Annotated in this window: 30 protein-coding genes and 1 riboswitch; of the genes, 12 read left to right on the top strand and 18 right to left on the bottom strand. The window is 61.7% G+C overall.

Annotation, left to right across the window (positions count from 1 at the left end; all coding sequences use genetic code 11):
- Positions 1 to 35 precede the first annotated feature (35 nt).
- The 3 genes from BM216_RS16190 to BM216_RS16180 are packed head-to-tail and all read left to right on the top strand — an operon-like array spanning position 36 to position 2267.
- Positions 36 to 1022, top strand: coding sequence for an ATP-binding cassette domain-containing protein (locus tag BM216_RS16190; protein WP_093000239.1), 987 nt, complete (start codon positions 36 to 38; stop codon positions 1020 to 1022).
- Entirely contained in the window at positions 1015 to 1842 is an 828-nt protein-coding gene (gene znuB / locus BM216_RS16185; RefSeq protein WP_093000458.1) for a zinc ABC transporter permease subunit ZnuB, read from the top strand. Before BM216_RS16190 ends, znuB begins: the two co-directional genes overlap by 8 nt.
- 8 nt (positions 1843 to 1850) lie before the next feature.
- A complete protein-coding gene (locus BM216_RS16180; RefSeq protein ID WP_177230816.1) occupies positions 1851 to 2267 on the top strand; it encodes a Fur family transcriptional regulator in 417 nt (138 codons plus the stop codon).
- Here BM216_RS16180 and BM216_RS16175 read toward each other — a convergent pair whose 3' ends face one another.
- Both BM216_RS16175 and BM216_RS16170 read right to left on the bottom strand, forming a co-directional pair.
- Positions 2268 to 2795, bottom strand: coding sequence for a gamma carbonic anhydrase family protein (locus BM216_RS16175; RefSeq protein WP_093000237.1), 528 nt, complete (start codon positions 2793 to 2795; stop codon positions 2268 to 2270).
- Positions 2796 to 2819: 24 nt separating this feature from the next.
- The gene (locus BM216_RS16170) at positions 2820 to 3506 is read right to left on the bottom strand and encodes a fumarylacetoacetate hydrolase family protein (RefSeq protein WP_093000236.1); all 687 of its coding nucleotides are present in this window, start codon (positions 3504 to 3506) and stop codon (positions 2820 to 2822) included.
- A 228-nt stretch (positions 3507 to 3734) separates the two neighbouring features.
- Here BM216_RS16170 and BM216_RS16165 point away from each other — a divergent pair, with 228 nt between their 5' ends.
- Positions 3735 to 4037 carry a hypothetical protein gene (locus tag BM216_RS16165; RefSeq protein WP_093000235.1) on the top strand — a complete coding sequence of 101 codons (303 nt, stop codon included), beginning with the start codon at positions 3735 to 3737 and terminating at the stop codon, positions 4035 to 4037.
- A gap of 41 nt (positions 4038 to 4078) precedes the next feature.
- On the opposite strand, the gene BM216_RS16160 is transcribed toward BM216_RS16165, so the two are convergent.
- Both BM216_RS16160 and BM216_RS16155 read right to left on the bottom strand, forming a co-directional pair.
- Positions 4079 to 5674: a GMC family oxidoreductase gene (locus tag BM216_RS16160; protein WP_093000457.1), complete on the bottom strand. Its 1596-nt coding sequence runs from the start codon at positions 5672 to 5674 to the stop codon at positions 4079 to 4081.
- A 153-nt stretch (positions 5675 to 5827) separates the two neighbouring features.
- Positions 5828 to 6328 carry a hypothetical protein gene (locus BM216_RS16155; RefSeq protein ID WP_093000234.1) on the bottom strand — a complete coding sequence of 167 codons (501 nt, stop codon included), beginning with the start codon at positions 6326 to 6328 and terminating at the stop codon, positions 5828 to 5830.
- A gap of 28 nt (positions 6329 to 6356) precedes the next feature.
- On the opposite strand from BM216_RS16155, the gene dusA reads away from it, so the two are divergent.
- The gene (dusA, locus tag BM216_RS16150; RefSeq protein WP_280141684.1) at positions 6357 to 7391 is read left to right on the top strand and encodes a tRNA dihydrouridine(20/20a) synthase DusA; all 1035 of its coding nucleotides are present in this window, start codon (positions 6357 to 6359) and stop codon (positions 7389 to 7391) included.
- A 121-nt stretch (positions 7392 to 7512) separates the two neighbouring features.
- Positions 7513 to 9870, top strand: coding sequence for a bifunctional diguanylate cyclase/phosphodiesterase (locus tag BM216_RS16145; RefSeq protein WP_093000232.1), 2358 nt, complete (start codon positions 7513 to 7515; stop codon positions 9868 to 9870).
- A 64-nt stretch (positions 9871 to 9934) separates the two neighbouring features.
- Here BM216_RS16145 and BM216_RS16140 read toward each other — a convergent pair whose 3' ends face one another.
- Positions 9935 to 10729 carry a pseudouridine synthase gene (locus BM216_RS16140; protein ID WP_093000231.1) on the bottom strand — a complete coding sequence of 265 codons (795 nt, stop codon included), beginning with the start codon at positions 10727 to 10729 and terminating at the stop codon, positions 9935 to 9937.
- 165 nt (positions 10730 to 10894) lie between these two features.
- Between BM216_RS16140 and prmB the strand changes: the two genes are divergently transcribed.
- On the top strand, positions 10895 to 11821 hold the full coding sequence (gene prmB, locus BM216_RS16135; protein WP_093000230.1) for a 50S ribosomal protein L3 N(5)-glutamine methyltransferase: 927 nt from the start codon (positions 10895 to 10897) through the stop codon (positions 11819 to 11821).
- Between the two features lie 287 nt (positions 11822 to 12108).
- Here prmB and BM216_RS16125 read toward each other — a convergent pair whose 3' ends face one another.
- From BM216_RS16125 to BM216_RS16110, 4 genes are all read right to left on the bottom strand, one after another.
- Positions 12109 to 12366 carry an acyl carrier protein gene (locus tag BM216_RS16125; protein ID WP_093000456.1) on the bottom strand — a complete coding sequence of 86 codons (258 nt, stop codon included), beginning with the start codon at positions 12364 to 12366 and terminating at the stop codon, positions 12109 to 12111.
- Between the two features lie 144 nt (positions 12367 to 12510).
- Complete coding sequence (locus BM216_RS16120) at positions 12511 to 13635, bottom strand: metallophosphoesterase (protein ID WP_093000228.1); 1125 nt, start codon at positions 13633 to 13635, stop codon at positions 12511 to 12513.
- Positions 13636 to 13723: 88 nt separating this feature from the next.
- Entirely contained in the window at positions 13724 to 14647 is a 924-nt protein-coding gene (locus BM216_RS16115) for a DMT family transporter (protein WP_093000227.1), read from the bottom strand.
- 94 nt (positions 14648 to 14741) lie between these two features.
- Positions 14742 to 15341: a TetR/AcrR family transcriptional regulator gene (locus BM216_RS16110; RefSeq protein ID WP_093000226.1), complete on the bottom strand. Its 600-nt coding sequence runs from the start codon at positions 15339 to 15341 to the stop codon at positions 14742 to 14744.
- Positions 15342 to 15500: 159 nt separating this feature from the next.
- Between BM216_RS16110 and BM216_RS16105 the strand changes: the two genes are divergently transcribed.
- Positions 15501 to 15899, top strand: a complete 399-nt coding sequence (locus BM216_RS16105) for a RidA family protein (protein WP_093000225.1) — start codon at positions 15501 to 15503, stop codon at positions 15897 to 15899.
- A 77-nt stretch (positions 15900 to 15976) separates the two neighbouring features.
- Here BM216_RS16105 and BM216_RS16100 read toward each other — a convergent pair whose 3' ends face one another.
- The 8 genes from BM216_RS16100 to gcvT all read right to left on the bottom strand — a co-directional run bounded on the left by BM216_RS16100 (position 15977) and on the right by gcvT (position 22481).
- Entirely contained in the window at positions 15977 to 16237 is a 261-nt protein-coding gene (locus tag BM216_RS16100; protein ID WP_093000224.1) for a hypothetical protein, read from the bottom strand.
- Between the two features lie 178 nt (positions 16238 to 16415).
- The gene (locus tag BM216_RS16095; RefSeq protein ID WP_093000223.1) at positions 16416 to 16673 is read right to left on the bottom strand and encodes a hypothetical protein; all 258 of its coding nucleotides are present in this window, start codon (positions 16671 to 16673) and stop codon (positions 16416 to 16418) included.
- A gap of 219 nt (positions 16674 to 16892) precedes the next feature.
- A complete protein-coding gene (locus BM216_RS16090; RefSeq protein WP_093000222.1) occupies positions 16893 to 17123 on the bottom strand; it encodes a hypothetical protein in 231 nt (76 codons plus the stop codon).
- A 93-nt stretch (positions 17124 to 17216) separates the two neighbouring features.
- On the bottom strand, positions 17217 to 17459 hold the full coding sequence (rpsU, locus tag BM216_RS16085; protein WP_093000221.1) for a 30S ribosomal protein S21: 243 nt from the start codon (positions 17457 to 17459) through the stop codon (positions 17217 to 17219).
- Between the two features lie 212 nt (positions 17460 to 17671).
- Positions 17672 to 17881 (bottom strand): cold-shock protein, encoded by a 210-nt coding sequence (locus BM216_RS16080; RefSeq protein WP_093000220.1) that lies wholly within the window; start codon positions 17879 to 17881, stop codon positions 17672 to 17674.
- Between the two features lie 219 nt (positions 17882 to 18100).
- Entirely contained in the window at positions 18101 to 20965 is a 2865-nt protein-coding gene (gcvP, locus tag BM216_RS16075) for an aminomethyl-transferring glycine dehydrogenase (RefSeq protein ID WP_093000219.1), read from the bottom strand.
- Positions 20962 to 21324, bottom strand: coding sequence for a glycine cleavage system protein GcvH (gene gcvH / locus BM216_RS16070; protein WP_093000218.1), 363 nt, complete (start codon positions 21322 to 21324; stop codon positions 20962 to 20964). Before gcvH ends, gcvP begins: the two co-directional genes overlap by 4 nt.
- 20 nt (positions 21325 to 21344) lie before the next feature.
- Positions 21345 to 22481 carry a glycine cleavage system aminomethyltransferase GcvT gene (gcvT, locus tag BM216_RS16065; RefSeq protein ID WP_093000217.1) on the bottom strand — a complete coding sequence of 379 codons (1137 nt, stop codon included), beginning with the start codon at positions 22479 to 22481 and terminating at the stop codon, positions 21345 to 21347.
- Positions 22482 to 22642: 161 nt separating this feature from the next.
- A riboswitch (glycine riboswitch) is annotated at positions 22643 to 22731 on the bottom strand.
- 183 nt (positions 22732 to 22914) lie between these two features.
- On the opposite strand from gcvT, the gene BM216_RS16060 reads away from it, so the two are divergent.
- The 3 genes from BM216_RS16060 (at position 22915) to BM216_RS16050 (ending at position 25697) form a co-directional block, all read left to right on the top strand.
- Positions 22915 to 23277, top strand: coding sequence for a hypothetical protein (locus tag BM216_RS16060; protein WP_143102781.1), 363 nt, complete (start codon positions 22915 to 22917; stop codon positions 23275 to 23277).
- A 71-nt stretch (positions 23278 to 23348) separates the two neighbouring features.
- Positions 23349 to 24356: a copper chaperone PCu(A)C domain-containing protein gene (locus BM216_RS16055; RefSeq protein WP_093000215.1), complete on the top strand. Its 1008-nt coding sequence runs from the start codon at positions 23349 to 23351 to the stop codon at positions 24354 to 24356.
- Between the two features lie 159 nt (positions 24357 to 24515).
- Positions 24516 to 25697, top strand: a complete 1182-nt coding sequence (locus BM216_RS16050) for a GNAT family N-acetyltransferase (protein ID WP_093000214.1) — start codon at positions 24516 to 24518, stop codon at positions 25695 to 25697.
- Between the two features lie 33 nt (positions 25698 to 25730).
- Here the strand turns inward: BM216_RS16050 and BM216_RS16045 are convergent, their stop codons facing one another.
- The gene (locus tag BM216_RS16045; RefSeq protein ID WP_093000213.1) at positions 25731 to 26009 is read right to left on the bottom strand and encodes a hypothetical protein; all 279 of its coding nucleotides are present in this window, start codon (positions 26007 to 26009) and stop codon (positions 25731 to 25733) included.
- Between the two features lie 134 nt (positions 26010 to 26143).
- Here BM216_RS16045 and crcB point away from each other — a divergent pair, with 134 nt between their 5' ends.
- Positions 26144 to 26521 carry a fluoride efflux transporter CrcB gene (gene crcB / locus BM216_RS16040; protein ID WP_093000212.1) on the top strand — a complete coding sequence of 126 codons (378 nt, stop codon included), beginning with the start codon at positions 26144 to 26146 and terminating at the stop codon, positions 26519 to 26521.
- Positions 26522 to 26533: the final 12 nt, after the last annotated feature.

The raw sequence follows: 26533 nt of genomic DNA, 5'->3' as shown, positions 1-26533 counted from the left end.
GCCATGACGGGTGACAACAGGAAAATTCGTCGATCATGCTGATGAACAGCCGGGCTGCCTCTGCCCCGAAAAACCAGGCTCATAGCGCTGAAACACTTGTCTCGCTGTCGAATGCCGGGGTTCGGCGCGATAGCCGCTGGCTGGTGCGCGGTGTCGATTTCTCGATTGCGCGCGGCGAGGTCGTGACGCTGATCGGCCCGAACGGCGCAGGCAAATCGACGACTGCCAAGATGGCGATCGGCGTGCTGAAATCCGACGAAGGGTCCGTCACCCGCAAGCGCGATCTGCGCATCGGCTACGTGCCGCAGAAGCTTGCGATCGACTGGACCATGCCGCTTTCCGTCCGTCGCCTGATGACGCTGACGAGCCCGCTGAAAGAGCCTGACATCATGGCCGCGCTGGAAGCAACCGGCATCCCGCATCTCGCCGGTTCTGAGGTCCGCCACCTCTCGGGCGGCGAGTTCCAGCGCGCGCTGCTCGCCCGTGCGATCGCCCGCGAACCGGACCTGATGGTGCTCGACGAACCGGTCCAGGGCGTCGATTTCGCCGGCGAGGCGGCACTTTACGATCTCATCCGCACGATCCGAAACACCACCGGCTGCGGCATCCTGATGATCTCGCACGATCTTCACATGGTCATGGCCGGCACGGACACCGTGATCTGCCTCAACGGCCATGTCTGCTGCCGTGGCACGCCGGAAATGGTCAGCCAGAGCTCGGATTATGTGAAACTCTTCGGCGGCAATGCTCGGTCTCTGGCGGTCTATAACCACCACCACGATCATACGCATTTGCCGGATGGCCGTGTCCGTCACTCGGACGGTTCGATCACCGATCACTGCCATCCCGAGGACGGGCATCACCATGACCACGATCACGGTGCTCACGACCATGACCACGATCACGGTGCTCACGACCATGACCATGGAGCTCATGATCATCACCATGAGCATGAACACAACGACCACGCCCATCACCATCATGATGTAACCCCGAACAATGGGGGCGGCCGCCATGCTTGACGACTTCTTTATCCGCGCGCTCATCGCCGGTATCGGTGTCGCGCTGACGGCCGGTCCGCTCGGCTGTTTCGTCGTCTGGCGCCGCATGGCCTATTTCGGCGATACGATGGCCCATTCGGCACTGCTCGGCGTGGCACTGTCGCTGTTCTTCGAGGTCAACCTGCTTCTGTCGGTCTTCGGCGTCGCCGTTCTCGTCTCCGGCCTGCTGCTTCTGCTGCAGCGGCGTCAATCGCTGTCGGCCGACGCGCTGCTCGGCATTCTGTCCCATTCCGCGCTCGCAATCGGCCTCGTGCTGGTCGCCTTCATGACCTGGGTCCGCATCGACCTCATCGCCTTCCTGTTCGGGGACATCTTGGCGGTCACGCCGTCGGATATCGCGCTGATTTGGGGCGGCGGTGCGCTGGTCGTCGCGGCCATGGCTTTCCTCTGGCGGCCGCTGATCGCCTCTACTGTCAGCGAGGACGTGGCGGAGGCCGAGGGCATGAAGCCGGCGCAGGCACGGCTTTTCTTCATGCTGCTGATGGCTTTGGTCATCGCCATTGCCATGAAGATCGTCGGCATCATGCTGATTACCTCGCTGCTGATCATCCCGGCGGCCACCGCCCGACGCTTTTCAGCAAGCCCTGAATGGATGGCGGTCTTCGCTTCGCTCATCGGCGCGCTGGCGGTAATCGGCGGTCTTTTCGGTTCTCTCACCTATGATACGCCGTCCGGCCCTTCCATTGTGGTCGCCGCACTCCTACTTTTCATCGTAAGTCTAGTCCCCGCTTTCGGCCGCAATACCGTCGAGCGGGCAGCCAATAAGGGAGTGCGAGGATGAACGCACCGATCGTCAATCCGGCCCTGACCAAGAACCAGGCTCTCGTCTTCGACGCGCTGAACCGCGCCGAAGGACCGATGAGCGCCTATACGATCCTCGACAAGCTGCGCGACCACGGATTTCGCGCGCCGCTGCAGGTCTATCGGGCGCTCGACAAGCTCACCGAGTTCGGCATGGTCCACCGGCTGGAGAGCCTCAATGCTTTCGTCGCCTGCGCCCACCGGGAAAGCGAATGCTGCGGCGCTGGACATGGCCACGGCCATGGGACGGTCGCCTTCGCGATTTGCGAAAGCTGTAATCAGGTCCTGGAATTCCACGACCATGCAGTCGATCATCTTCTGAACGACTGGGCCAATGGCAAGGGCTTCAAGCCGTCAAAGACGACGATCGAGATCCGCGGTGTCTGCGAGAAATGCGCGGCCTGATCAGATTTCTTTCAGGTCGCGGGAAAACCGCTTCCAGTTCTCGACATAGCGGGCTGCCGACGCGGTAAGCTTTGTCGCGGCTTCGTCGTCCAGCACGCGGATCGCCTTTGCCGGCGATCCGACGATCAGCGAGTTATCCGGAAATTCCTTGCCTTCGGTGATGAGCGCATTGGCGCCGACGAGGCAGTTTTTGCCGATCTTCGCGCCGTTCAGTATCGTCGCGCCCATGCCGATCAGCGAATTGTCGCCGATCACGCAGCCATGGATGATCGCGTGATGCCCGATGGTGCAGTCCGAGCCGATCGTGACCGGAAAGGCGGGATCGGTGTGGATCATCACGCCTTCCTGAACATTGGAGCGCGCACCGACAGTAATCGGCTCGTTGTCACCGCGCAGTGTCGCACCGAACCAGATGCCGACATCTTCGCCAAGTTCGACCTTGCCGATGACATTGGCATCCGGCGCCACCCAGAAACGATCGGGTGCAGGGAGTGTCGGCGCGAATTCTCCAAGAGCGTAGATCGGCATCCGGTATCTCCCTGCCTTTTCGTTTCAGACCACCGTGAGGGACAGTTCACCGACGCCGTCGACGCCGCAGGTGATCTTGTCGCCCTTGACGATCGGGCCGACGCCGGCCGGCGTGCCGGTCATGATCACGTCGCCCGGGGCGAGCACGAAGAGTTTTGAGAGTTCGGCGATGATTTCCGGCAGTTTCCAGATCATCTGGTTCAGGTTGCCGTCCTGCTTGCGGGTGCCGTTGACGTCGAGCCAGATCGCGCCGTCCTGCGGATGGCCGATCTTCGCGGCAGGCACGAGGGCGGAAACGGGGGCCGAGTTCTCGAACGCCTTCGCCACTTCCCAGGAACGGCCCATCTTCTTCATCTGGTCCTGCAGGTCGCGGCGGGTGAAATCGATGCCGAGACCATAACCATAAACCTTGGATAAAGCCTCCTCGGCCGGAATGTCGGCGCCGCCCGAAGAAAGCGCCATCACCATTTCCACCTCATAATGCACGGAGGACGAAAGCGGCGGATAGGGGAAACTGTCGCCCTGGTAGAGGTTGTCGGCGTTCTTCTGGAAGAAGAAGGGAGGCTCGCGCGACGGATCGTGCCCCATCTCGATCGCGTGGTCGGCATAGTTGCGGCCGACGCAATAGACCCGGCGCACCGGAAACTGTTCGGTTTCGCCCATGACGTCGAGAAGCACGGGTTCGGGGGCAGGGATCACGGTGGCGCGCATGGGTATCCTCAAGAACTGAAAAATGCTGGCGCCTTTGTCCAACAATTCGCCTGGCAATCCTAGTGCATTTCTGATGGCCCGGTACGCCTTCGGCCGATTTCACTGTCACCGGACGGGGACGATCGGGGCACCTCCATTTTCGCCATCCAGACCGATCTAGTCTCTTGCGCATGGCGGCAATTCCGGCCACTGACTATGCCGAGCAGCAAGAAGTGAAAGTCTTCCATCATGTCCAAGCCGCCCAAGCCCAAACAGTCCACGCCGAAGCAGCCCAAAGAACCTCAGCTCGAGCATTCCGAATTCTCGGGCGAGTTCGAGGATGAAGGGATCACCATTCTCGTCGACATCTACCGCCCAGCCGGGACCAACGGAGACTGGACGCTGGAGGTCATCAGCCAGACCGACGTCGTCACCACCTGGGACGAGAATTTCGCCACCGACAAGGATGCGTGGGAGGAATTTCTCGCCACCGCCGAACGAGATGGGCTGGAGAGCTTCCTGGAAGAAGAAGACGAGCCGTCGGTGCATTGAGCGGGTGAGGGCGGCAGCCTATCGGGCGGCCGTCCAGATACTCACAACCGGTAATCCTGCTGCAGGATCTCGCCGGCCCGTTCGCCTATCACGACACAGGGTGCCATGGTGTTGCCCGTTGTCACCCGCGGCAGGACCGACGCATCGGCGATGCGCAGATTGGCGATCCCGTAGACGCGCAGCCGGCTGTCGACCACCGACATCGCGTCCCGTCCCATCCTGGCCGTGCAGCTCTGGTGCGAATGGCTGACCGTGCCGTTGCGCATGAAGGCCTCGATAGTTTCCGTATCCGATCCTCCGGGCAGGATTTCCGCCTTGCGGAAATCGGCAAGCGCTTTCGAATTTCCCACCTCGCGACTGAAATCGATGGCGGTACGCAGCCGCATCCGGTCGTCGCCGCTCGCCAGGAAATGGGCATCGATCTCGACAGGCTGCAACGGGTCATTGCTTGTCAGCCGCAACCTGCCGGGTTCGGTTATGCGCAGCACCGCACTTGTCAGTGACCAGCAATCCGGCGGCAGGGGCGTCGGGGCCGCCTGGGGGCTGGCATAGCCACCGGTGACCACGAAGGACTGAAGATCCGGCCGGTCGAGGTCTCGATTGCTCTTCCAGATGGCGGTGACATTGCCGAGGTTGCCGTGCCGTTCTAGCGGCCGCCCCGCCTGCCAGACACAGGGCGCCATGAAGTGATCCTGAAAATTCCGGCCAACGCCGGGCAGGTTCTGGACGACCGGGATTTCGAAGCGGGCAAGTTCGCGCTCGTCACCGATACCGGATAGCATCAGGATCTTGGGCGTGTTGATCGCTCCAAGCGACAGGATGATCTCGCAATTCGCCGAAACCCGGTGCAGCCTCCCGCCATGGAGGAATTCGACGGATTCGGCACGATTTTCATCCAGGGCCACTTTTGTGACGATCGCCTGGTTCACCATGGTGAGATTGGGTTTCCCCAAGAGCGGATGAACATATGCGCGGTAGATCGACTGCCTGACGCCGCCACGAATGCAGACATTGGTGAGGGCAACGCCGCCGTCGCCCTCCATCATGATGCCATTCTGGTCATCGAATTGCGGAATGCCGGCCTCGGCATAGGCCTGCAGGGCCGCAAATTCCAGCGGGGATGGCTTATGGATGACGTCGATAAAGATCGGTCCCGAAGTGCCGCGTCGCCGAGGATCACGCGCGCCCTGCCAATTTTCAATCCGGCTGTAGATCTCAAGGACCGAATGGTAGTTCCAGGCCGCGTCGCCGGCGATGGCCGCGAAATCGTCCCAATCGACCCGGTGTCCGCGGGACCAGGACATGACGTTGATGCTGGATCCGCCACCGAGCACCCTGCCCATCGCCATGGGGATGGAGCGACCGTTCAATCGCGGATTTGCCAGCGCGCGAAAGCCCCACTCCTGGGCGCTTCCGCGCAGCGTCGGCCATTGCAGCGGGTCGATGATCTCCGGCAGGTCATCCGTGCCGCCTGCTTCGATCAGGAGAACATTCACGTCGGGATTTTCTGCCAGGCGGCGAGCGACGACCGATCCGGAGGAGCCGGAACCGCATACGATGAAGTCATAGGCGCGCCGGATCCCGGTCGACGACTGCCCTTGCTCATCCTCGCCGTCGATATCTGCGGATAGCGCCATCATGCAACCCAGAAGCTCTTTATTCGCTCGGGCTACAGACAATTCTTCAGGGGTTACGGGTTTGTTTCAACACCCGCCGGCAAGGCTGCGATTGTAGCGTTCGAACGGTGACGAGAGCGGCGGCAATCGGGAACGTGCCGCCGCTCGCGGCTGTCAGCTGTGGTCTGAGCTTGACCGCGAGAGAATGAAGGCCACCGCAGCAGTGAGCGCAAGTGCACCAACGATGGCGCCCGTGGTCGCCTGGGGATTGCGGCGCACGACGCTCGCCAGATCGCTGCTGCCATGCTGGAAATGTTTAGCCACCTGCCGGGCACGCGGGACGACATACCGCGACGCCTCGTCAGAAGAGGCGCTGACCTGCTTGGCGAGTGCGGAACGAAGGTCTGCGAGCTGGCTGGTAAGACGGTCGATCTCGGCGGAAATATCGCGTGCCATGGGGGTTCCTTGATTATGTAGGATGCGGGTGATTAACGGCAGAAGCGCGATGGAGTTCCGGCGCCCGGATGCGAATGGCGTGAAGAATGCCGCGCTGCGCTCGCAGCCTTCCTTTTCGACGGTTTGCACTGTATAGAACCGCGTCAACGTCGAGCGCCCAAGGCCCCTGCTGAAGCAATCCATCATCATCGGCGTCTTGAGGCTGAACGTCCCTGACATGCTGCAACGCCGATGCGGAGCGAATGAATTGAATTTCTATGAGACAGCGCTAAAATCCGGCGAAAAGATCTTTGCGGTCGCACCGATGATCGACTGGACCGACCGTCACTGCCGTTTTCTGCACCGGCAGCTGTCTTCCCGTGCGCTGCTCTATACCGAGATGGTGGTGGCGGATGCCATCATCCACGGGCCGCGCGAGCGGTTGTTGTCTTTCTCTCCCGCCGAACATCCGGTCGCGCTCCAGCTCGGTGGCTCGGACGCGGGCAAACTCTCCGAGGCGATCCGCATCGCGTCTGACTATGGCTATGATGAGATCGGGCTGAATGTCGGCTGCCCATCGGACCGGGTGCAATCGGGCACGTTCGGTGCCTGTCTGATGCGGGATCCCGGGCATGTGGCCGATCTGATTGCCGCGATGAAGAAGGTTTCCTCCGCCCCGGTGACGGTCAAATGCCGCATCGGCGTCGATGACCAGGAGCCGGCGGACGTGCTGCCGGATTTTCTCGCCCGGATGATCGGGGCGGGGGCCGATGCAATCTGGATCCATGCGCGAAAGGCCTGGCTGCAGGGGCTGTCGCCCAAGGAAAACCGCGAAATTCCTCCGCTCGACTATGATCTTGTCCATCGCATGAAACGCGAGAACCCGAACGTGTTCCTCGGCATCAACGGCGGCATTTCGGATCTCGAGCAGGCCCAAGGTCACCTTGCGGTGATGGATGGCGTCATGCTCGGCCGTGCAGCCTACCAGAATACCGGCCTGCTGACCGGCGTCGATGCGATGCTTTCGGGCAGGGGAGCTGCCAGCGTGGACGCGAGCGATTTCGACTGGCTGGCACTGCGCGACACCATGATCGAATACGCGGAAGGTGTTATCGCCTCCGGCGGACGCCTGCATCATGTCACCCGTCACATGGTTGGCCTGTTTCAGGGATTTGCCGGAGCTCGCCGCTTCCGCCAGATCCTCTCGTCCGAAGCGACCCGTCCGGGGGCGGGTGTCGAGATCATTTCGGCGGCCTTTGCGGCTGTCGATCTCGACCGGAACACGATTAAGGCGACGGCCTGAAACCTGCGCCACGGCGGAGTTCGATCGTCCTTCATATATTATTGCTTTCTTAAATACAGGAATTTAAGCTGCTTTTCGCAGAAGTCGGTGAAATCAATCACCGCGTGAATTGGTAGCTCGTATGTTCAAGGTTCTCGAATGCGTTGCCATCCAGCATGATCGAAGCGTTGTCGCGCTGGCCGCGGTCATATGCATCATCGGAATGTTCGCCTTTTTCCTCATCCATCGACGCGCCGTCGAGTGCAGCCAGCAGCGACGACGCGTCTGGCTGGTCATTGCCGCGATCACCGGCGGGCTCTCCGTCTGGGCGACCCATTTCGTCGCGATGCTGGCGTATCAGGGAACGGTGGCGATCGAGTTCGATCTGCTGATCACGATCGTCTCCGCCTGGATTTCAGCGGTCGGCTTTTGGGCCAGCCTGAAGATTGCGGAGAAGGGAACGATTGCGAGCGATGTCCTGGCGGGGCTGATGGCGACCACGACCGTCGCGGCCATGCATTTCACCGGGACAGCGGCAATCCGTGCCGCCGCCACGACCCATTACGAGCTGGGTGCCATTCCCGCCGGCGCTCTCCTGTCTTTCGCACTCTTCACCTTCGCCTTCCGCCTTTCGATGCACCGCCGCGGCAAGGCGGCTCTTACATCCGCGGTGCTTGCCGGCGTGCTGGCCATCTGCATCCTGCATTTCACCGCAATGTCGGCGACGGAGCTCGTTCCGGATCCATCTCTGCCGGCAGCATCGCTCGACGGTAGCGGCAGGACATGGCTTATCGGCGCGATCTCCATCGTCATGAGCGTCATCATCCTGACCACCGTCGCCGCAAGCTTCGTCGACCGTTACCTGACTGACCTGCGTGGCTTTGCCGATGCGACGCTTGAAGGCCTCGCGGTCGTGCGCGAAGGCGTCATCATCGAGGCCAATGGCCGCTTTGCCGAAATGATCGGCCTTCAGGACAGGGATGTTGTCGGCCGCAGTCCGGATCACCTTCTGGTCGCCGCCGACGGCCTGTCGCTCGCAGACCAGAGAACGGGTGCCGTCGAGGCGGTTCCGCTCAAGGCGCATCGCGAAGTCTTTCTCGAAGTTGCGGTTCATACGATCGAATATCGCGGCCGTGCCTGCCAAGTGCTTGCCGTGCGCGATCTTACCGAGAAGCGCATCGCAGAGCGTCGCGTCGCCCATATGGCACGCCATGACGCGCTGACCGACCTGCCCAACCGGACACTGTTCAGCGAACGGCTGGAAACTGCCCTGAAGGATGCGGCCAGGACCAAGGAGCGTTGCGCCGTGCTGGCGCTCGACCTCGACCGCTTCAAGGTGGTCAACGATGTCTTCGGCCATGCGGAAGGCGACCGGGTGCTTGTCGATGTCGCCGATAACCTGCGTCGTTGCGTCGGTTCGGCGGATACGCCGGCCCGCATCGGCGGCGATGAATTCATCATTCTCCAGACGGGTCTCGACCAGCCGATGGGCGCCAGCATGCTGGCGGAACGCATCCTCGACACGTTCCGTCAGGAAATGAACGTCACACTGGATCCTAAGGCGGTCGGCGTCAGCATCGGCGTGGCGATCTATCCGGAGGACGGAGAGACGGCGCATGACCTGCGCAATGCCGCCGACATGGCGCTCTATAACGCAAAGTTCTCCGGCCGGGGCACCGCCGCCTTCTATTCGGCCGCGATGGACGCGGAGCTGCGCGAGCGCCGGATGATCGAGAGCGAACTGCGCCATGCCGTGCTGCGCCAGCAGCTCAGCCTCGTCTTCCAGCCGCTCTTCGATACCACCGAGGGCGCCTGCACCGGCTATGAGGCGCTAATGCGCTGGACCCACCCGGAACTGGGCAAGGTTTCGCCGGCGGTCTTCATCGGCGTCGCCGAAGAGACGGGCATCATCGTCACGCTCGGCGAATGGGCTCTGCGGGAGGCCTGCCGAACGGCCAGCCAGTGGGACAACGGTCTCGCCGTCGCCGTCAACGTCTCTGCGGTGCAGTTCCGCTTCCCGAACCTCGTCGAAGTGGTGACGTCTGCGCTCGCCGAAAGCGGCCTGGAACCGCATCGCCTCGAACTCGAGATCACCGAAACCTCGCTGCTGAAGGATCGCGACAAGACACTCGCCATCTTGCTGCGGCTGAAGGCGCTCGGCGTCCATGTCGTCATGGACGATTTCGGCACGGGCTACTCGTCGCTCAGCAACCTGCATAGCTTCCCGTTCGACAAGATCAAGATCGATCGCAGCTTCATCAACTCGATGGAGGAAAATGACAGCGCGAGGGCGATCGTGCGCGCCATCATCGGCCTCGGCAAGAGCCTGGAACTACCGGTCGTGGCGGAAGGGATCGAGACCTTCAGCCAGCAGCGGATGGTCATCGAGGACGGGATCGAACAGTTGCAGGGCTTTCTGCTCGGAAAACCGCAGAGTGCCAAGGAGGTCGAAATCCTGTCCGGCCTCCGGCAGACGCCGCCTTTGCGCAAGAGAGGCTAGGGCACCCCAACGCGACAACCGACCTCGCGACCTCGGATGCGATGTCTCCAGACGGAGACGCGTCTCAGCGCCCGCGGGTTGACAGGCGGCGCAGATCGTCGAGTTCGTCCGCGGTCAGTGGCCGTACGGCACCTTTTTCCAGGTCGCCAAGCACGAGATTGCCGATGGCAACGCGCACGAGCCGCAGGGTCGCGATATCCAGCACTTCCAGCATGCGGCGGATCTGGCGGTTCTTGCCCTCGTCGAGCTCGATCTCAAGCCAGGAATTCTTTTCCCCCTCGCGCAGCCTGCTCGCCTTTTTCGCCGCCAGCATCTCGCCGTCATGCGACACGCCGCGCACCAGCGCCTGCATGGCGTCCTCGTCGACGATGCTGTCGGCCTGAACATGATAGGTTTTCGCGACATGCGTCTGAGGGTCCATCAGCGCATTGGCGAACTGCGTGTCATTGGTGAAGAGCAGTAGGCCTTCGCTTGCCTTGTCCAATCGCCCGACCGGAGAGAGATGCGCATGATCGAAGCCCTTGAGACAATCGAATACCGTAGGTCGCCCTTCCGGGTCGTGGCGGGTGGTGACGAGGCCACGCGGCTTGTTGAGCATGAGATAGATCGGCTCTTCGGCCTGCACTGGCGTGCCGTCGACGGCGATCCCGGCGCCCTCGAGATCGACCCAGGCTTCGATATCCTTCACGACACGGCCAGCGACGGTCACGCGACCGGCGCGGATCAGCTCCTCCGCCTGTGTGCGGGAGCAAAAGCCGAGCTTCGAGAGCGCACGGGGCAGGGTGGCGCGCTTGCCTCCCGGCGCGTCCTGCGCCTTCTGCCGGCCCAACGGGCCACGGCTCCTGCTTTTATCCTTCATCGCTCTTCCCTCATGCTCCGATGAAGCCTGTTGATGATGGCGGCTGGCTTCGGTATCGGTTGACCCGTTCGCCCTTGCCATTCTAAAGGCAGGGCCGTCCAGCCCAAATATGCTTCGGCGGACAGACAGGACCATGCCGCAAGCGGCGACGAAGGTGAGAACAAGTTGAGCCAGGACGACATCATCCGCGAACTCGTGACGCTGCGCGATTACTGGCGCTATGCGATCTCCTGCTTCAACCAGGCAGAGCTCAGCTTCGGCCACGGGACGACCACGGCGGGCGACGATGCGGCCTTCCTGCTGCTCGACACGCTCAACCTGCCGATCGATGCGCTCGATCCCTTCCTGGACGCACGCCTGCTGCCGAGCGAGCGCAAGCTGCTTGCAGAGCGGATCGAGACACGCGTGACGACGCGCAAGCCGACCTCCTACATTACCGGCCACGCCTATATCCAGGGCGTGCGCTTCCATGTGGACGAGCGGGTTATCGTCCCGCGCTCCCATATTGGCGAAATCCTGTTTTCAGAATATCTCGGCGAGCAGGGCTCGGCCTATCTGCCCGACCCCTTCGCGGTGGAAAGTGCCGTCGATATCTGCACCGGTTCCGGCTGCCTCGCGGTGCTGGCGGCAAAATTCTTCCCCAATGCGGTAATCGATGCCGTCGACCTGTCCGCCGATGCGCTGGAAGTCGCGAAGATCAACGTCACCGACCATCAGGTCGACGAGCAGGTCTCGCTCTATCGCGGCGATCTGTTCGGACCGCTGAAGGGCAAGACCTACGACCTCATCATCACCAACCCTCCCTATGTGGACCACGCCTCGATGGACGGGTTCCCTCCCGAGCACCGGGCGGAGCCGGCGATGGCGCATGACGGCGGAGAGGATGGTCTCGATCTCGTTCGCAAGATCCTTGCCGAGGCAGGGGACCATCTGAACCCGGAAGGCGGGATGATCTGCGAGATCGGCTCGGGCCGCGAAATTCTGGAAGAGGAATTCCCGCATCTGGACTTTTTCTGGCTGGAAACAGCTGAATCGCAGGACGCGGTGTTCTGGATTTCCGCCGAGGCGCTCGGCGTCACCGGTCAGGGATAACTCCAGTCAGGTAGTCTTCGCTTGAGGTGGGGCGGGTTCGGGATATGCTATCGCGAACGTCTGCGCCCTGTCAGAGCGGCCAGATGAGGAAGACGGCCGAGGCGATCAGGATCACGAGCGCGGCGTTGAGGCCGATATAGAATGCCAGATCGTGATTTCGTCTGGGTGTGCTGTGCATGACGATCTCCTCCTTCCCACCGAACTGCCAACGGCCGCGCAGGTTCCCCGGCCGCGCATCGCCGGTGAGGTGATCGCTTTCCTTGGCTGAGATCAAGACGAAGAGGACGTCACGTCGTGAGGGTGGGAAGTTCGGATCTGGCGGCTTCGATGACGCTGATGGCATCCTGGACCGTGAGGATCGAATCCAGCGCGTCGTCGCCGACCTCGATGGAGAACGCCTCCTCGAAGGCTATGACGAGTTCCATCTTCGCCAGGGAATCCAGATCAAAATCCTCTGCAAAGGATGACTCGCCGGTTACTTCGGCCGGATCGACATCCAGATATTCCGCGATGATCTGTCTGGTACGCTCTGCGGTTTCACTCATGCTCATTCCAGCCTTTGTGAGCGAGAGCGTAAGATATCTCTCAGCGTCGCAGCTCATTTCCCTCACGACGATACCTGAATAGTTAGTTAGTCCTGACGGAATGTCGAGACCGGCGCCGTCAAGGCCGCACACTTTCGACCCTCACTACTGCGTGTCGGCGGACCTCAGCGTGATCACCGTCAGCTCCGAGGGGACGCCGAGCCTCAAGGCGAAGCCGATCCACAGCGCCGTCCCGTTGTTGACGTAGAGCTGCATTCCATCGACATCGTAGAGGCCGGATACAAAGCCGTTGTTGAAGCGTGCGACGAGCCTGTCGAAGCCCTTGATCATGCCGCCATGGGTATGGCCGGAAAGCTGCAGGTCGGCTCCGGCCGCAGCCATGGCCCGCGCCTCGCGCGGCTGATGGTTCAGGAGGATGACGGGGGCCTCAGGCGGCGCCCCGGCCAGTGCCTTGCCGATATCCGGAGCCTCCAGGCCGAAGCGGGTCGCGGCCAGGTCATTGACGCCGGCAAGCGTCAGCTTCGCATCGCCGCGCTGCAGGACGACATGGCCGTTCGAGATCGTCCTGAGGCCGAGCGCCTGGTACTGCGCCATCCAGCCGTCATGGCCGAAATAATATTCGTGATTGCCCGGGATCGTATAGACGCCGTCTGCTGCGGTGAGCTTTGCGAGCGGAGCGACATCGCGGGCGCGGGCCTGGAGATCGCCGTCGATCAGGTCGCCGGTAATGACGATTAGATCGGCTTTCTGGGCATTGGCCTTGGCTACCGTCTCCTCGACCCAGGGCGCCTGGAAGAGGCGGCTGATGTGCAGATCGGTCAACTGGATCATGCGGTAGCCATCGAACTCGCGCGGCAGGTCACGCACCCGGATCTCTACCTCCTTGACCGGCGGCACGCGGATCGCCTGGCTGACGGCGAAGGCTGCAAGCGACAGCGCGACCGCGCCGATGCCGTAACGCAATTTCGCAGGCATCCATACGCGGCGACGCCTCACGGCGGCAACCGCGAGCATGATGACGTCGGCGACCAGCTGGAAGGCAGCCAACAGCAGCACGGAGCCTGCCATCCAGTTGACCGCGATCATCACCACACGCGGCACCTCCGGCGAGAACATCGTGCCGAAGACGAGAAGGCTGATCAGGCTGTGCTGGAACACCACCATCAGCACGACCGCGATCAGCCCCTTCAGCCATTTCGGCCAGGGCAGCGGCAGGATGAAGCGGGTGACGACATAGAGGCAGAGCAGGGCTTTGACGAGATGAAACACGGGGGGACTACCAGCGGAAGGGACGTTGGCATCCCACATGTCCGAAACCGCCAATCATCTCAACCACCTGACGTGATTTTGATCGCGCTTACTTCAGGCTGATCAGCGCGGTGCCGACGATTGCGAGCGCCGCACCGCCCCAGGCCGACGCCCTGGGCATCTGTCTGCTCTTCAGCCAGACCATGGGCAGGATGACGATCGGCGTCATCGAAGACAGGGTCGAGACGATGCCGACATTGCCGATTGCCAGCGCCGCCATCAGGAGCGACATGCCCAGCGCCGTGCCGAAGAAGGCGGCGGTGACGGCAAGTCCGAGATCCCGCCGGGCGAAAGGCGCGGTATCCCGGCGAAGCGCCGGCAGAGCAAGGATCGCCCAGAAGATGATCACCGCAAAGCCGGAGCGCACGGCCATGGCGGTGAACGGCTCGACGCCGGAGGCCATGGCCGGTCGAGCGAGCAGGCTTCCGAGCGCCTGTCCCAAGGCGGTGACGACACCGAGCATGATGCCGATCAATGACGGAGCCTGCGCCGGTGGGGCGGGTGACTCGATCGGCTCACCGTCAGCCAGCGGGATCATCGGCGGCGGGCGTCGGCGACGCACGCCGATCGCGATGACAATGCCGACAAGGATCAGGACGACACCAAGCCCCTGCAGCCCGGTGATCGTCTCGCCGAAGGCGAGATAGCCGAACAGCAATGCGAAAGGTGATGCGAGCGAGAAGAGCAGGGCGGTCACACGCGGCCCGGCAACATAGATCGCGGCGAAATAGGTGGTGGAGGCGATGACGATCCCCGCAAGGCTGGAGCCGATCAACGCCTCCATCTGCCACCAGCCGAGCGTCGACCAGCCGCCGACGATCGTGGCGGCCAGAGCGGTCAGAATGAATGCGGATGTGAGCTGCCAGCGGGCCAGCCGCATCAGCGGCACGCGGCCATTCAGCTCGTTGATCAACATCGAGCTCAAGGCAATGCAGACAGCCGAGCCAATGGCCAGCGCTTCGGAGAGGAACACGGGATTTCACCTGAAATTGATCGCCCGCTATCGCTCAGGTCTCACGAAAAGGCAAGATGGAGACCCGCCTGCCACCACCTTGCCGTCCACTGCTTCACCGATCGTCCCGCAGCAGGCCGCTCGCCAGCTGCTGGAAAGCGTCTACCACCTTGGCCAGCACATCCTGCGGATCTTCGGCAGCAGCAATCCATAGTGCGGCATTGAGGGCCGCGCCGTTGATCAGCCTTGCGGCAGCCTCGGCATCGACCGGCTTCACCGTGCCTTCCTCGATCAATGCCTTGATGGTCTCGGTGGTGGTGCGCAGGCAGGCATTCTGGTTCGGCCACTGCGACGGATCACCGAGCACTGCGGGGCCGTCGAGCATGACGATCCGCTGGATTTCAGGCTCGATCGCCATCTCGATATAGGCGACACCCTCGGCAACGAAGATCTCCCACAGGCTTCCGCCCTTGGCCTTTGCCGCTGAACGCATGCGGGCCAGCATCTCGGCATCGATCTGGTCGATTACCGCCTGCAGCAGGCCCTTCTTGTCGCCGAAATTATGATAGAGAGCGCCGCGCGTCAGGCCGGCCGCAGCGGTGAAATCATCCATGGACGACGCCGCATAGCCCTTTTCCGCGAAGGATTTGCGCGCCGCCTGCATGAGCTTGGCGCGCGTTTCCTCCATCATTTCGGAGCGCTTTCTGGCAACCATCATCAATCTCCTGGGTAACATACGCTCGGTATGTGCATTGACATACGCGACGTATGCTAACTATATGTCTACATACGAAGCGTATATCAAGCTCGCTTCAAAACGTGAAGGGCAGGGCATCGAGAAGAAATGTCCTCCCGGTCAGACAGGAGCAGAAACATGACCAAACGTGACGTTGTATTCCCCGCCGGCCGCCAGGATCTCTACGAGACCAACCGCTATTCGGCGGCGGTCCGCTCCGGCGACCTGTTGTTCGTTTCCGGCCAGGTCGGCAGCCGCGAGGACGGCACGCCGGAACCGGATTTCGAAAAGCAGGTGGAACTCGCCATCAACAACCTCGCCGCCGTGCTGAAGGCAGCCGGCGCCGATTTCAGCGACATCATCGATGTGACGTCGTTCCACACCGATCCGCAGAACCAGTTCGATACGGTCCAGGCCGTGCGCATGAAGATGCTTGGCGAAAAGCCCTATACGAACTGGACGGCCATCGGCGTGAACTGGCTCGCCGGTTTCGATTTCGAGATCAAGGTCATCGCCCGCATCCCGCAGGCGGCATAGTCAGCACGGACTTTAAAAGAACCGAGGCTGGCCGCAGGCGCGGCCAGCCTTCAAATTTCAGCTTATATTGGTCAGGCTCAGGCCTGGGCGTTGCGACGACGGAGCGCGCGGGCGACGATGACGCCACCGGCCAGCGCGATGACAACCGACGTGGTCATGTTCTTCACGCCATCGTCCTTGACGATAGGGCGAACCGTGACCGTGCCGGGATCACTGCTGGGATCGGCATAGACCGGGCCGCGAATGGTGTAGAAGAGCTGAGCTGCCCCGAAGATGACGACAGCAGCAACAATCCCGCCGACAAGCGGGCTGATTTTCTTTGATGATGCATTATTCAAAACGGTACTTCCTCATGCATGCTTATCACTTAAAACCTGCAGCCCCTCACAAAGGGCAGTAGGCAGAAGCACTGATAGGGGAAGTATCTAAGTCAGGGCAATCGCTCGCGGAACAAGCGACGAAAATGTCGCTGATAACCTGCCAATAACAAGGGGATAACGACCAAGGGACGCCTTATCAGGCGGCCGCAAGCTGACGCAGCAATTGCTTCAGTTCGGTTGATTCCGGAAGCTCTTCCGGAGGTTCCGTCTTCATCAGCGCGCGATCGGCAAGTTCGAACTGGTACCAGTTGAAAAGCCCCGAGGCTATGAACCGCGCTTGGTCGCTATTAGGGTCGACATCGTTTTCCTCGCACCACGCCTCGAGAAATTTCTGCAAGAGCTCGAGGTCATCCGAAGCGAGCACCATTGTCGACGAAGTATTGTCCTGAAGCATTCTGTCCTCACATGCAAACCCTACCCTCCCGCAACCCGGCGTCCTGTTGCCGAGAAGGAAAGGCGGCGAGTGTCTCGAATGACATGACACCCATGGACTGCAAAGGGAGCGCCCTTACGCAATCGGCCTTGGGCTCATAACGCAGAAGGCCCGAAATGGTTCAAATGCAAGATAAAATGCCTGGATTAAGGCCAGAACGGCCTCGCCAAACAGCCAGTGCTATTTGGTCGCGGATGCGCGGCTTCGCTTCTTCTGGGCAGGTTCGGCGAGTTTCCTCGCAGCATCCTCTTCCTGCTGGGCAAGGCGGAGAGCGCGCAGCTTTTCCGTCTTCTTGTCCCGTGCGGACACCTCTGCGTCGAGAATATCCCGCACCACAGAGTTGGTCTGCTCGGCCTTGGCCTGTGCGGACATCTTGCCAGGCTTGAAGAACTGGTCCTTGGTCGCTGTCATATCGTCCTCCCTGGCGATCCCGGTCGGGATATCGCGAAGCGGCGGGGTGTGCGGCTGCACATCCCCATTCGACCGCGGCAATCGATCGGAGCCTTAACGGCCGCGCGCGATAACCTTCTTCTTTGGTGCCGGCAGCAGTCCTTCGCGCTGGGCCTGCTTCCGCGCGAGCTTGCGCGAGCGCCGAATGGCGTCAGCCTTTTCACGGGCGCGCTTTTCAGACGGCTTCTCGTAGGCGCTGCGCGCCTTCATCTCGCGAAAAATGCCTTCGCGCTGCATCTTCTTCTTCAGAACGCGAAGGGCTTGATCGACATTGTTGTCTCTGACTAATACCTGCAAAAAAATCTCCTAATGCGGTGAGGCCGCTATCTCGTGGGTCCAGTCGGTATCGGCTTGACCCAGGATCACCCGGGGCGGGCGAAAAGGGATGCCGGCCATGGCATTACGACTATTCCGGAAAAAACAAAAGGCCGGGAGATGAAGCCCGACCTTCCACAGTCATTGCACCCTGCGCGCCAGTACATCCGTGGTCGCGCGGCGCAATAACAAACTTATTCAGCCCGCAGGTTGTCAGCGGAGCTCTTGCCCGAACGCTTGTCCTGGACGATTTCGTAGCTGATCTTCTGACCATCATTCAGCGAGCGGAGGCCTGCGCGCTCCACTGCGGAGATGTGGACGAAAACGTCCTGGCCGCCGTTATCCGGCTGAATGAAACCAAAACCCTTGGTGCTGTTGAACCACTTGACGGTACCCGTATTCATAACGATTTCCTTTCAATCGCTGCAATTTACCGGCCCAAACGGCCGGCGCTAGATCGACGATGAGAGAAAATCAGAAAGCGCCTTGAGGCAGCGGACGAGTCGCTAGCAAAGTTCGATGTAACCTAAAATAGAGAACAATTGGACATAAGCAAGGGCTAGTCGAAAAATAGAGAAAAGGCCGCACGACGGCGGCCTTTCCAAACTGTTCCGGAGCAGCGCCTATTCGGCCGCTTCGGCGTAGTCTTCCAGCGGCGGGCAGGAGCAGACGAGGTTGCGGTCACCATAGACATTGTCGACGCGGTTGACCGGCGACCAGTATTTGTCGACGCGGAAAGCGCCCGGTGGGTAGCAGGCCTGCTCGCGGGAGTAAGGACGATCCCATTCGCCGACGAGGTCTTCCACCGTGTGGGGAGCATTCTTCAGCGGGTTGTTGGTCTTGTCCATCCGGCCATCCTCGATGGCACGGGCTTCCTCGCGGATCGCCAGCATCGCCTCGCAGAAGCGGTCGAGCTCGGCCTTGGTCTCCGATTCCGTCGGCTCGACCATGAGAGTACCGGCGACCGGCCAGCTCATGGTCGGGGCATGGAAACCGCAGTCGATCAGGCGTTTTGCAACATCGTCGACGGTCACGCCGGCAGAGGCGTTGAGCGGTCGGGTATCGATGATGCATTCATGCGCCACGCGGCCGGCTTCCGACTTGTAGAGCACGTCATAAGCGCCCTTGAGGCGAGCCGCGATGTAGTTGGCGTTGAGGATCGCTACCTTCGTCGCCTGCGTCAGGCCTTCGCCGCCCATCATCAAGCAGTAGGACCAGGAGATCGGCAGGATCGACGGCGAGCCGAACGGAGCTGCCGAAACCGCGCCTTCACGGCCGTCCCATTGGGGATGACCGGGGAGATGGGCCGCCAGATGGGCCTTGACGCCGATCGGGCCCATGCCGGGACCGCCGCCGCCATGCGGGATGCAGAAGGTCTTGTGCAGGTTGAGGTGGCTGACGTCCGAGCCGATATCACCGGGGCGTGACAGGCCGACCATGGCATTCATGTTGGCGCCGTCGAGATAGACCTGGCCACCATGCTTGTGGGTGATGTCGCAGATCTCCTTCACCGTCTCCTCGAACACGCCATGCGTCGAAGGATAGGTGATCATGCAGCAGGAGAGGTTTGCGGCATGCAGTTCGGCCTTGGCGCGGAAATCGTCGAGGTCGATATCGCCGTTGTCGCGCACTTTCACGACCACGACCTTCATGCCGACCATCTGGGCCGAGGCCGGGTTGGTGCCATGCGCGGATGTCGGGATCAGGCAGACGTCGCGATGCGTGTCGCCATTGGCAATGTGGTAGTTGCGGATGGTCAGAAGACCCGCATATTCACCCTGCGCGCCGGAATTAGGCTGCATTGAGAAGGCGTCGTAACCGGTGACCTGGCAGAGTTTCTGAGACAGATCGTCGATCATCTCCTTGTAGCCCAGCGCCTGATCCTGCGGAACGAAGGGATGGATGTCGGAAAATTCCGGCCAGGTGATCGGCAGCATTTCCGCCGTCGCGTTCAGCTTCATCGTGCAGGAGCCGAGCGGGATCATCGCCCGGTCGAGCGCGAGGTCACGGTCGGACAAGCGACGGATGTAACGGGTCATCTCGCTTTCGGCGCGGTTCATGTGGAAGATCGGATGAGTCATGTAATCCGATTTTCTGAGAAGCGCGTTCGGCAGGCGATATTCGACCTCGAAATCGGAGACCTTGAAGTCACCGCCGAAGGCGCGCCAGACGGCTTCCAGTGTCGCGGGCCGTGTGCGCTCGTCGAGCGACATGCCGATCTTCGTCTCGCCGACCTTGCGCAGGTTGACGCCCTCGGCGACGGCTGCGCGGAGGACGAGGCCCTGCATGTGGCCGACATCGACGGTGATCGTGTCGAAGAACGTGTCCGGCTCGATGGTGAAGCCGAGCTTTTCCAGGCCCTTGGCCATCAGCACGGCCTTCTTGTGCACGGCCTGGGCAATCGCCTTCAGGCCCTGAGGGCCATGGAAGACGCCGTACATGGAGGCCATGACGGCGAGCAGGACCTGCGCGGTGCAGATATTCGACGTCGCCTTTTCGCGGCGGATATGCTGTTCGCGGGTCTGCAGCGACAGGCGATAGGCGCGGTTGCCGCGGGCATCGACCGAAACGCCGACCAGACGGCCGGGCATGGCGCGCTTGTGCGCATCCTTGACGGCCATGTAGGCGGCATGCGGACCACCGTAACCGACCGGAACGCCGAAACGCTGCGACGAACCGATGGCGATGTCGGCACCCATTTCGCCGGGCGACTTCAGAAGTGTCAGGGCCAGGAGGTCGGCGGCGACGGCAGCGACCGCACCGGTCTGGTGCAGGCGGGAAATCAGGCCGGTGAAGTCGCGGACTTCGCCGTTCGTGCCCGGATACTGGAAGATCGCACCGAAGACGTCGACCGGATCGAGATCGGTCATCGGGTCGCCGATGACAACGCTCCAGCCGAGCGGTGCGGCGCGCGTTTCGATCAGTGCGATCGTCTGCGGATGGCAGGCCTTGTCGACAAAGAAGGCGGTCGCCTTGGTCTTCGCCTGACGCTGGCAGAGCGCCATGGCTTCGGCAGCGGCGGTCGCCTCATCAAGCAGCGAGGCATTGGCGACGTCGAGGCCGGTCAGGTCCGAGATCATCGTCTGGAAGTTCAGCAGCGCTTCGAGACGGCCTTGCGAAATTTCCGGCTGGTAAGGCGTGTAGGCCGTGTACCAGGCGGGGTTTTCCAGGATATTGCGCTGGATGACGGGAGGCGTGACGGTGCCGTAATAGCCCTGGCCGATCAACGAGGTCAGGACCTGGTTCTTGTTGGCCGTCTCACGCATCTTGTCGAGCGCTTCGCGTTCGGTCAGTGCCGCACCCCAGGCCAGCGGGTTCTGCTGGCGGATGGAGGAGGGCACCGTGGCATCGATCAGGGCGTCGAGCGACTTGTAGCCGATGACCTTGAGCATGTCGGCCATCTCAGTCGGGGAGGGGCCGATGTGACGCCGGTTGGCGAAGTCATACGGGTTGTAGTCGGTGAAGTGAAAATCGGTGCTGTCGGTCATCCGATCAGGTCCTTGTAGGCTGCTTCGTCCATCAGCGCATCGGCGTCTGCAGCATTCTTCAGCTTCAGCTTGAAGAACCAGGCAGCGCCCTGCGGATCGGAATTGACGAGCGACGGATCGTCGACGATCGCCTGGTTGACTTCGGTTACTTCGCCATCGAGCGGCGCATAGACGTCGGAAGCGGCCTTGACGCTCTCGACGGTCGCGGCATTGCCGTCCTTGGTCAGTTCGGCGCCGACTTCCGGCAGTTCGACGAAGACGAGGTCGCCGAGCTGCTCGGCGGCATGGGCGGTGATGCCGACAGTGGCAACACCGTCCTCAAGTTTCAGCCATTCGTGTTCAGCGGTAAATTTCAGCATGGGTTCTCTCCGGAAGATTTTTAGCGTTTGTAGGTGGGCGTGATGAAGGGCAGGGCGGCGACGGTCATCGGCAGGTATTTGCCGCGCACTTCCGCATAAACAGTGGTACCGGCAGAGGCATGGCTGACCGGCAGATAACCCATCGCAACCGGTCCTTCGACCGACGGTCCAAAGGTGCCGGAGGTGACTTCGCCGAGTTCGGTCTTGCCCTCGGCATCGGCGTAAAGCTTGGCATGAGAGCGCACCGGCGCCTTGCCTTCGGGCTTCAGGCCGACACGGCGGCGGGTGGTGCCGTTTGCCAATTCGCCGAGGATGCGCTCGGCGCCCGGGAAACCGCCCTCGCGATCACCACCGGCCTTGCGTGCCTTCTGGATTGCCCATTCAAGCGAGGCCTCGATCGGCGAGGTCGTCGCATCGATGTCGTTTCCGTAGAGACACAGGCCGGCTTCGAGACGCAGGCTGTCGCGCGCGCCGAGACCGATCGCCTCGCAATCGGGATGCCCGAGCAAAGCCTTGGCGATTTCCTCCGCCTTGTCGGCAGGAATGGAGATTTCAAAGCCATCCTCGCCCGAATAACCGGACCGGGAGATGATGCAGGGTACGTCGTGCAGCGGCACTTCGCGCACGTCCATGAATTTCATGCCGGAAACGCCGGCCCAGAGTTCGGCCAGCACCGCCTGGGAGCGGGGTCCCTGCAGGGCGACGAGAGCGCGGTCGTCAAGAAGCGTCACGTCGCAATTCGGCAGGTTCGCCTTCATGTGGGCGAGGTCGGCATCCTTGCAAGCGGCGTTGACGACGACCAGCAGATGGTCGCCGCGATTGGTGATCATCAGGTCGTCGAGAATGCCACCGTTCGCGTCGGTGAAGAAGCCGTAGCGCTGACGGCCTTCCTTCAGGCCGAGAATATCGACGGGCACGAGCTTTTCGAGTGCGAGGGCGGCGTCCTCGTAGGAACCGGACTTTGCCTTCACAATCACCTGGCCCATATGGGACACGTCGAACAGGCCGGCGGCCGCACGGGTGTGAAGATGTTCCTTCATCACGCCGAGCGGATATTGCACTGGCATGTCATATCCGGCGAAGGGCACCATTTTCGCACCGAGCGAGAGATGCAATGCGTGCAGCGGGGTCGTGTGAAGAACCGATTGATCGTCCAAAAGACGCCTCCAGGTTTGGCGGGCCTGGATACCAGGTCGCGCGCCGGCTCAATATCTGGCGCGTTTCCGCACCGTTTCGAGCCCCCTCTGTCCTTGTCGCCTGAGATTGTTATCCCTTCGGCGAGCCCCCTTCACGGAAAGCTTCTCTCCAGAGTTCCTGCAGTCTTCCCGTGGTCCTTTTGCCTGAGAGTTTCCGGGGCGGTTGCTCCTTCGGCACCGCATCGAAGCGGCTTCTCCCAACGGGTCTGCGGCTCATTATCGTTGGAGCGGTTGCTTTGGCAAGGGCAGAATGTCGCGCCGAACATGATTTCCGTCGCAGAACGGCTGCGGCTTGATCTGATTCAAGGACGATAGGCACGCGCATAGTCTTTGTACCCGCTCGGGATTTGCGTTATCCAGGTGTGACAAGGGGAGGACAAGGGATTTGAAACGCATGCGGCACGCGTCCAGGATGATGCAGATTGCCTGCATCGTGATCCTGTCGCTGATCGGCTGGTCCACCCAGCCCGGTCACGCAGCGCCGTCCGCCGATGCGTTTTCCGAAGTCTATCGCCTGCCGGATGGCACGTTTGCGGTCATCTGCTCGGAGAACTCCAGGCACGAGCCCGGCACGGCCGCCATCCACTGCGATCACTGCATGCTGGCCGGCCCGGTGGCGCTTCCCGCTCCTGTTTCAAACGGCTGGATACTTGAGCCCCGCTGGGACATCGCAAGGCCGGCCTTGCCTCGCCAGCCACCATCCGACACGCTCACCATCGACAGGGCGACATCCCGCGGCCCGCCATCCCACGTCTGACCGGATATTTCGACCATCGACGAATGACGAGAGCGGTCGCACAGCAGGGCTGTCACCGCATGGGGATGAGAATGAAGACCAAGATGATTCTGGCCGTTACCGGCCTTTGCCTGAGCGCAGGCTGGCAGCAGGCCGAGGCGCATGTCAGTTTCGCCACTCCGAACGTGACCGCAGAGAAAACCACGGTCATCGCGCTGCAGGTTCCGCATGGCTGCGACGGCCAGCCGACCAACGAGGTGCGAATCTCGCTTCCCGAGGGCTTCGTGTTCGCCAAGCCGCAGCCCAAGCCCGGCTGGCAGCTCGAGATCATCACCGGCACCTATGCGAAAACCTATGACAATCACGGCGACAAGGTCACGTCCGGCCCGGTCGAGATCCGCTGGAAGGGCGGAGAACTGGCGGATGCCTTCTACGACACGTTCAACATCCAAGGCAAAGTTTCAGGCATCGAGGCCGGGGCAAACCTGGCATTTCCCACCGTGCAGCTTTGCGGTGACAAGCAGGAGGCATGGACCGATGTGGCAAAGGATGGCGCCGATCCGCATACTCTGAAAAGCCCGGCACCGACCTTGCGGGTCGTGGCGGCGGATACCGCGGCGCAGGCTGGCCACGACCATTCGGCCATGCACATGGACGCGAGCACGAGCGCCGCGGAGGCCAAGGTTGAGAATGCGGGCACCTATACGGCCGGCGATATCACGGTGACCAGCGCCTATGCCCGGGCAATGCTGCCGGGCCAGCCGGTCGGCGGCGGTTACCTGACGGTGACAAACAAGGGTGCCATCGATGACCGGCTGGTCTCCGCAACATCGCCTTCCGCCGGCACGGTCGAGATCCACGAAATGGCGATGCAGGGCGAGACGATGCGCATGCGCAAGCTCAACGACGGCGTCGCCGTTCCAGCAGGCGGAACCGTCGAGCTGAAGCCGGGCGGTTTCCATCTCATGTTCATGAAGGTGAAGGCGCCGTTCAAGGCGGGCGACAGCGTCCTGCTCACGCTCACCTTCGAGAAGGCGGGCCCGGTCGAGGTGCTGCTGCCGGTCAAGGCCGCGGGAACGACCGGTACAGGGCACGAGTAACGCGCGTCGACGGCAGATGGTCAGAATTGGGGTGAGGGTGTCCTCGCCCCACGAAATTGCGACTGAATGTCGGCAAGTCGGGCGATTTCCGTAATCTCTCGTTTAATTCCTTTCGCTAAATTTCAGTCTGGTTGACGGGCTGGTTCTCCGGAGGGTGACATGTCGGGCGCAATAGACGAGGCTGCGCTGCATTTCTGGCGCTTCACCACACTTGCCGAGATCGATGCGATAGCTGCCGCCTGGCGTGACCTCGAGGCCCGCTGCGGCGACCGTCTCGCCTATTTCCAGACATTCGATTGGTGTCGCGGCTGGATCGCCGCTTTTGCCGATATGCCCCAGGCGCCGCGCTTCAGGATCAAGACGGTATGGAGGGGCGACATGTTGACTGCCGTCTGGCCGCTGATGATCCAGACGAACGGCGGTATCCGCGTCCTCCAGAATCTCGGGGCGCCCCATTCGCAATATTGCAATCTTCTCTACGACGACGCCCATATGTCGGACGAGACGACCCACGAGCTTCTGGCCCGCATCATGCAGGAGCCCGACTGCGACGTCGCCCTGTTCTATCCCGTGCCGGAACATTCGCCGCTCATCCCGCTGTTTGCGGCAAAGCCCCCGATCCCCGGCTATGGCGGTGAAAGCGCCGTGCTGGACCTCACGCAGTTTTCCGGTTCCGAAGACTACCGCTCGCAGGGCGGCAAGCTGAAGAAGCGCAATCGCAACCGCCGCCGCAACCATCTGGCGCGGGGCGGCGAGCTGAATTTCGAGGTGATATGGCCCTGCGACAGCCGCTTTGCCGACTTGGTGCGGGAATGCGCCGCGATGAAGCGCACATGGCTTCGCGAAACAGGCCGGACGAGCAGTGGCTTTTCCTTTGCGGGGTTCGAAGCATTTCTGGCGACGCTAACCGGCGATCCCGTGACGCTGAACGGCGCCTGTCTTTCGGTGCTTGCCGTCGGCGGCAAGCCCGTCGCGATGGAACTCGGCTTCCTCAGAAGCGGTCATTACTACGCCTATCTTGGCGCCTTCGACTGGGCGCTCAGGAACCTTTCGCCCGGCAAGGTGCAGATGGAGATGACCGTCTGCTGGCTGATCGACAACGGTGCGGATAGCTATGACCTGCTCGGCGGCGATGGCGACTACAAGCAGTCCTGGACCAACAAAGTCGTGCCGCTCCAGGGATATAGTCTGCCTTTCTCCTGGAAGGGACGGCTTTACGCCGGTGCGTGGCTCTCGATCATCCGCCCGCTTGCGAAAAGGATCTATTTCGCGATGCCTCTCGGGCTGCGGAAGCTCGCGCCAGGAATGCAGACCGTCGGGCTTGTCGCGCTCGGCATCTGATGACGAGAGCGCGTTTCCATCAGAGAGAGGATGTCAGTCTTCCAGGTCGCGATATGCGGCCTCGACTTGGCGGACAGGAACGTGCTGTTGCGGCTGCCGGCCCGTGGTCATCAGTTCCAGTCCGATGGTGACAGCGGGCACCATGGCGTCCAGCGCATGCGGGTCGCTGACGTTCTGGGCGCGCTTGGCATTCTTCTCCGCATCCGCCTTGACATCCTGCACCTGGTCCTTCACCGAGATACGGCGCGGCGTGCGGAGCGCTTCGATGTTCATCGCCGCCGTGTTGGCGGATATGGCTACTATCTGGGTCATAGGCTTCTCTACCTTCGATCTTACAGATTTAAGGTTGGCCTTCTTGTCCGGAATTTAAGCAAAACCCGCGCATTTTAACGAGATGGCGTTTTTCGCCGGATTATCAAGATTTTCCACATCCAAGAGTTGAATAGATGATGAACATGCTGATCGTTGCTTTCGGCGGAGCGGTGGGATCGGTCTGCCGATACCTCGTCGGAGCGTGGACGCTGCGTCGCTTCGGACCGGCTTTCCCATGGGGAACATTGACAGTGAATATCGTCGGCTGTTTCGCCATCGGGCTCCTCACCGAAGTCATCGCAAGACGTCTGAACGCTTCGCCGGAAATGCGCCTCCTGCTGGTGACCGGCTTTCTCGGCGGCTTCACTACCTTTTCGGCCTTCTCCCTCGATGCACTCGCACTGCTTGAGCGCGGCGCGACCATGGAGGCCGGGCTCTATATTGCAGCGAGCGTCGTCATCTCCTTGCTTGCCGTTTTCGGCGGGCTGGCGCTCGGGCGGGCAATGCTCTAAAGACCGCCCATC

The sequence above is a fragment of the Rhizobium sp. NFR07 genome (assembly GCF_900111905.1).
Lineage (GTDB): Bacteria > Pseudomonadota > Alphaproteobacteria > Rhizobiales > Rhizobiaceae > Neorhizobium.
Note: the sequence above shows the minus strand (reverse complement) of the source record. Positions and strands in the feature narration are given on the sequence as shown.

Excerpts from the sequence above, each read along its gene's own strand:
- BM216_RS16125 (WP_093000456.1), bottom strand. The coding sequence starts at position 12,366 with ATGAGTGAAACCGCAGAGCGTACCAGACAGATCATCGCGGAATATCTG.
- gcvP (WP_093000219.1), bottom strand. The coding sequence starts at position 20,965 with ATGACCGACAGCACCGATTTTCACTTCACCGACTACAACCCGTATGAC.
- BM216_RS16190 (WP_093000239.1), top strand. The coding sequence starts at position 36 with ATGCTGATGAACAGCCGGGCTGCCTCTGCCCCGAAAAACCAGGCTCAT.
- BM216_RS16050 (WP_093000214.1), top strand. The coding sequence starts at position 24,516 with ATGTCGGGCGCAATAGACGAGGCTGCGCTGCATTTCTGGCGCTTCACC.
- BM216_RS16080 (WP_093000220.1), bottom strand. The coding sequence starts at position 17,881 with ATGAATACGGGTACCGTCAAGTGGTTCAACAGCACCAAGGGTTTTGGT.
- gcvH (WP_093000218.1), bottom strand. The coding sequence starts at position 21,324 with ATGCTGAAATTTACCGCTGAACACGAATGGCTGAAACTTGAGGACGGT.
- BM216_RS16095 (WP_093000223.1), bottom strand. The coding sequence starts at position 16,673 with ATGCTTCAGGACAATACTTCGTCGACAATGGTGCTCGCTTCGGATGAC.
- BM216_RS16105 (WP_093000225.1), top strand. The coding sequence starts at position 15,501 with ATGACCAAACGTGACGTTGTATTCCCCGCCGGCCGCCAGGATCTCTAC.
- crcB (WP_093000212.1), top strand. The coding sequence starts at position 26,144 with ATGATGAACATGCTGATCGTTGCTTTCGGCGGAGCGGTGGGATCGGTC.
- BM216_RS16055 (WP_093000215.1), top strand. The coding sequence starts at position 23,349 with ATGAAGACCAAGATGATTCTGGCCGTTACCGGCCTTTGCCTGAGCGCA.
- BM216_RS16145 (WP_093000232.1), top strand. The coding sequence starts at position 7,513 with ATGTTCAAGGTTCTCGAATGCGTTGCCATCCAGCATGATCGAAGCGTT.
- znuB (WP_093000458.1), top strand. The coding sequence starts at position 1,015 with ATGCTTGACGACTTCTTTATCCGCGCGCTCATCGCCGGTATCGGTGTC.
- BM216_RS16140 (WP_093000231.1), bottom strand. The coding sequence starts at position 10,729 with ATGAAGGATAAAAGCAGGAGCCGTGGCCCGTTGGGCCGGCAGAAGGCG.
- BM216_RS16060 (WP_143102781.1), top strand. The coding sequence starts at position 22,915 with ATGCGGCACGCGTCCAGGATGATGCAGATTGCCTGCATCGTGATCCTG.
- BM216_RS16155 (WP_093000234.1), bottom strand. The coding sequence starts at position 6,328 with ATGTCAGGGACGTTCAGCCTCAAGACGCCGATGATGATGGATTGCTTC.
- BM216_RS16045 (WP_093000213.1), bottom strand. The coding sequence starts at position 26,009 with ATGACCCAGATAGTAGCCATATCCGCCAACACGGCGGCGATGAACATC.
- BM216_RS16160 (WP_093000457.1), bottom strand. The coding sequence starts at position 5,674 with ATGGCGCTATCCGCAGATATCGACGGCGAGGATGAGCAAGGGCAGTCG.
- BM216_RS16090 (WP_093000222.1), bottom strand. The coding sequence starts at position 17,123 with ATGACAGCGACCAAGGACCAGTTCTTCAAGCCTGGCAAGATGTCCGCA.
- BM216_RS16175 (WP_093000237.1), bottom strand. The coding sequence starts at position 2,795 with ATGCCGATCTACGCTCTTGGAGAATTCGCGCCGACACTCCCTGCACCC.
- BM216_RS16165 (WP_093000235.1), top strand. The coding sequence starts at position 3,735 with ATGTCCAAGCCGCCCAAGCCCAAACAGTCCACGCCGAAGCAGCCCAAA.
- BM216_RS16170 (WP_093000236.1), bottom strand. The coding sequence starts at position 3,506 with ATGCGCGCCACCGTGATCCCTGCCCCCGAACCCGTGCTTCTCGACGTC.
- BM216_RS16110 (WP_093000226.1), bottom strand. The coding sequence starts at position 15,341 with ATGGTTGCCAGAAAGCGCTCCGAAATGATGGAGGAAACGCGCGCCAAG.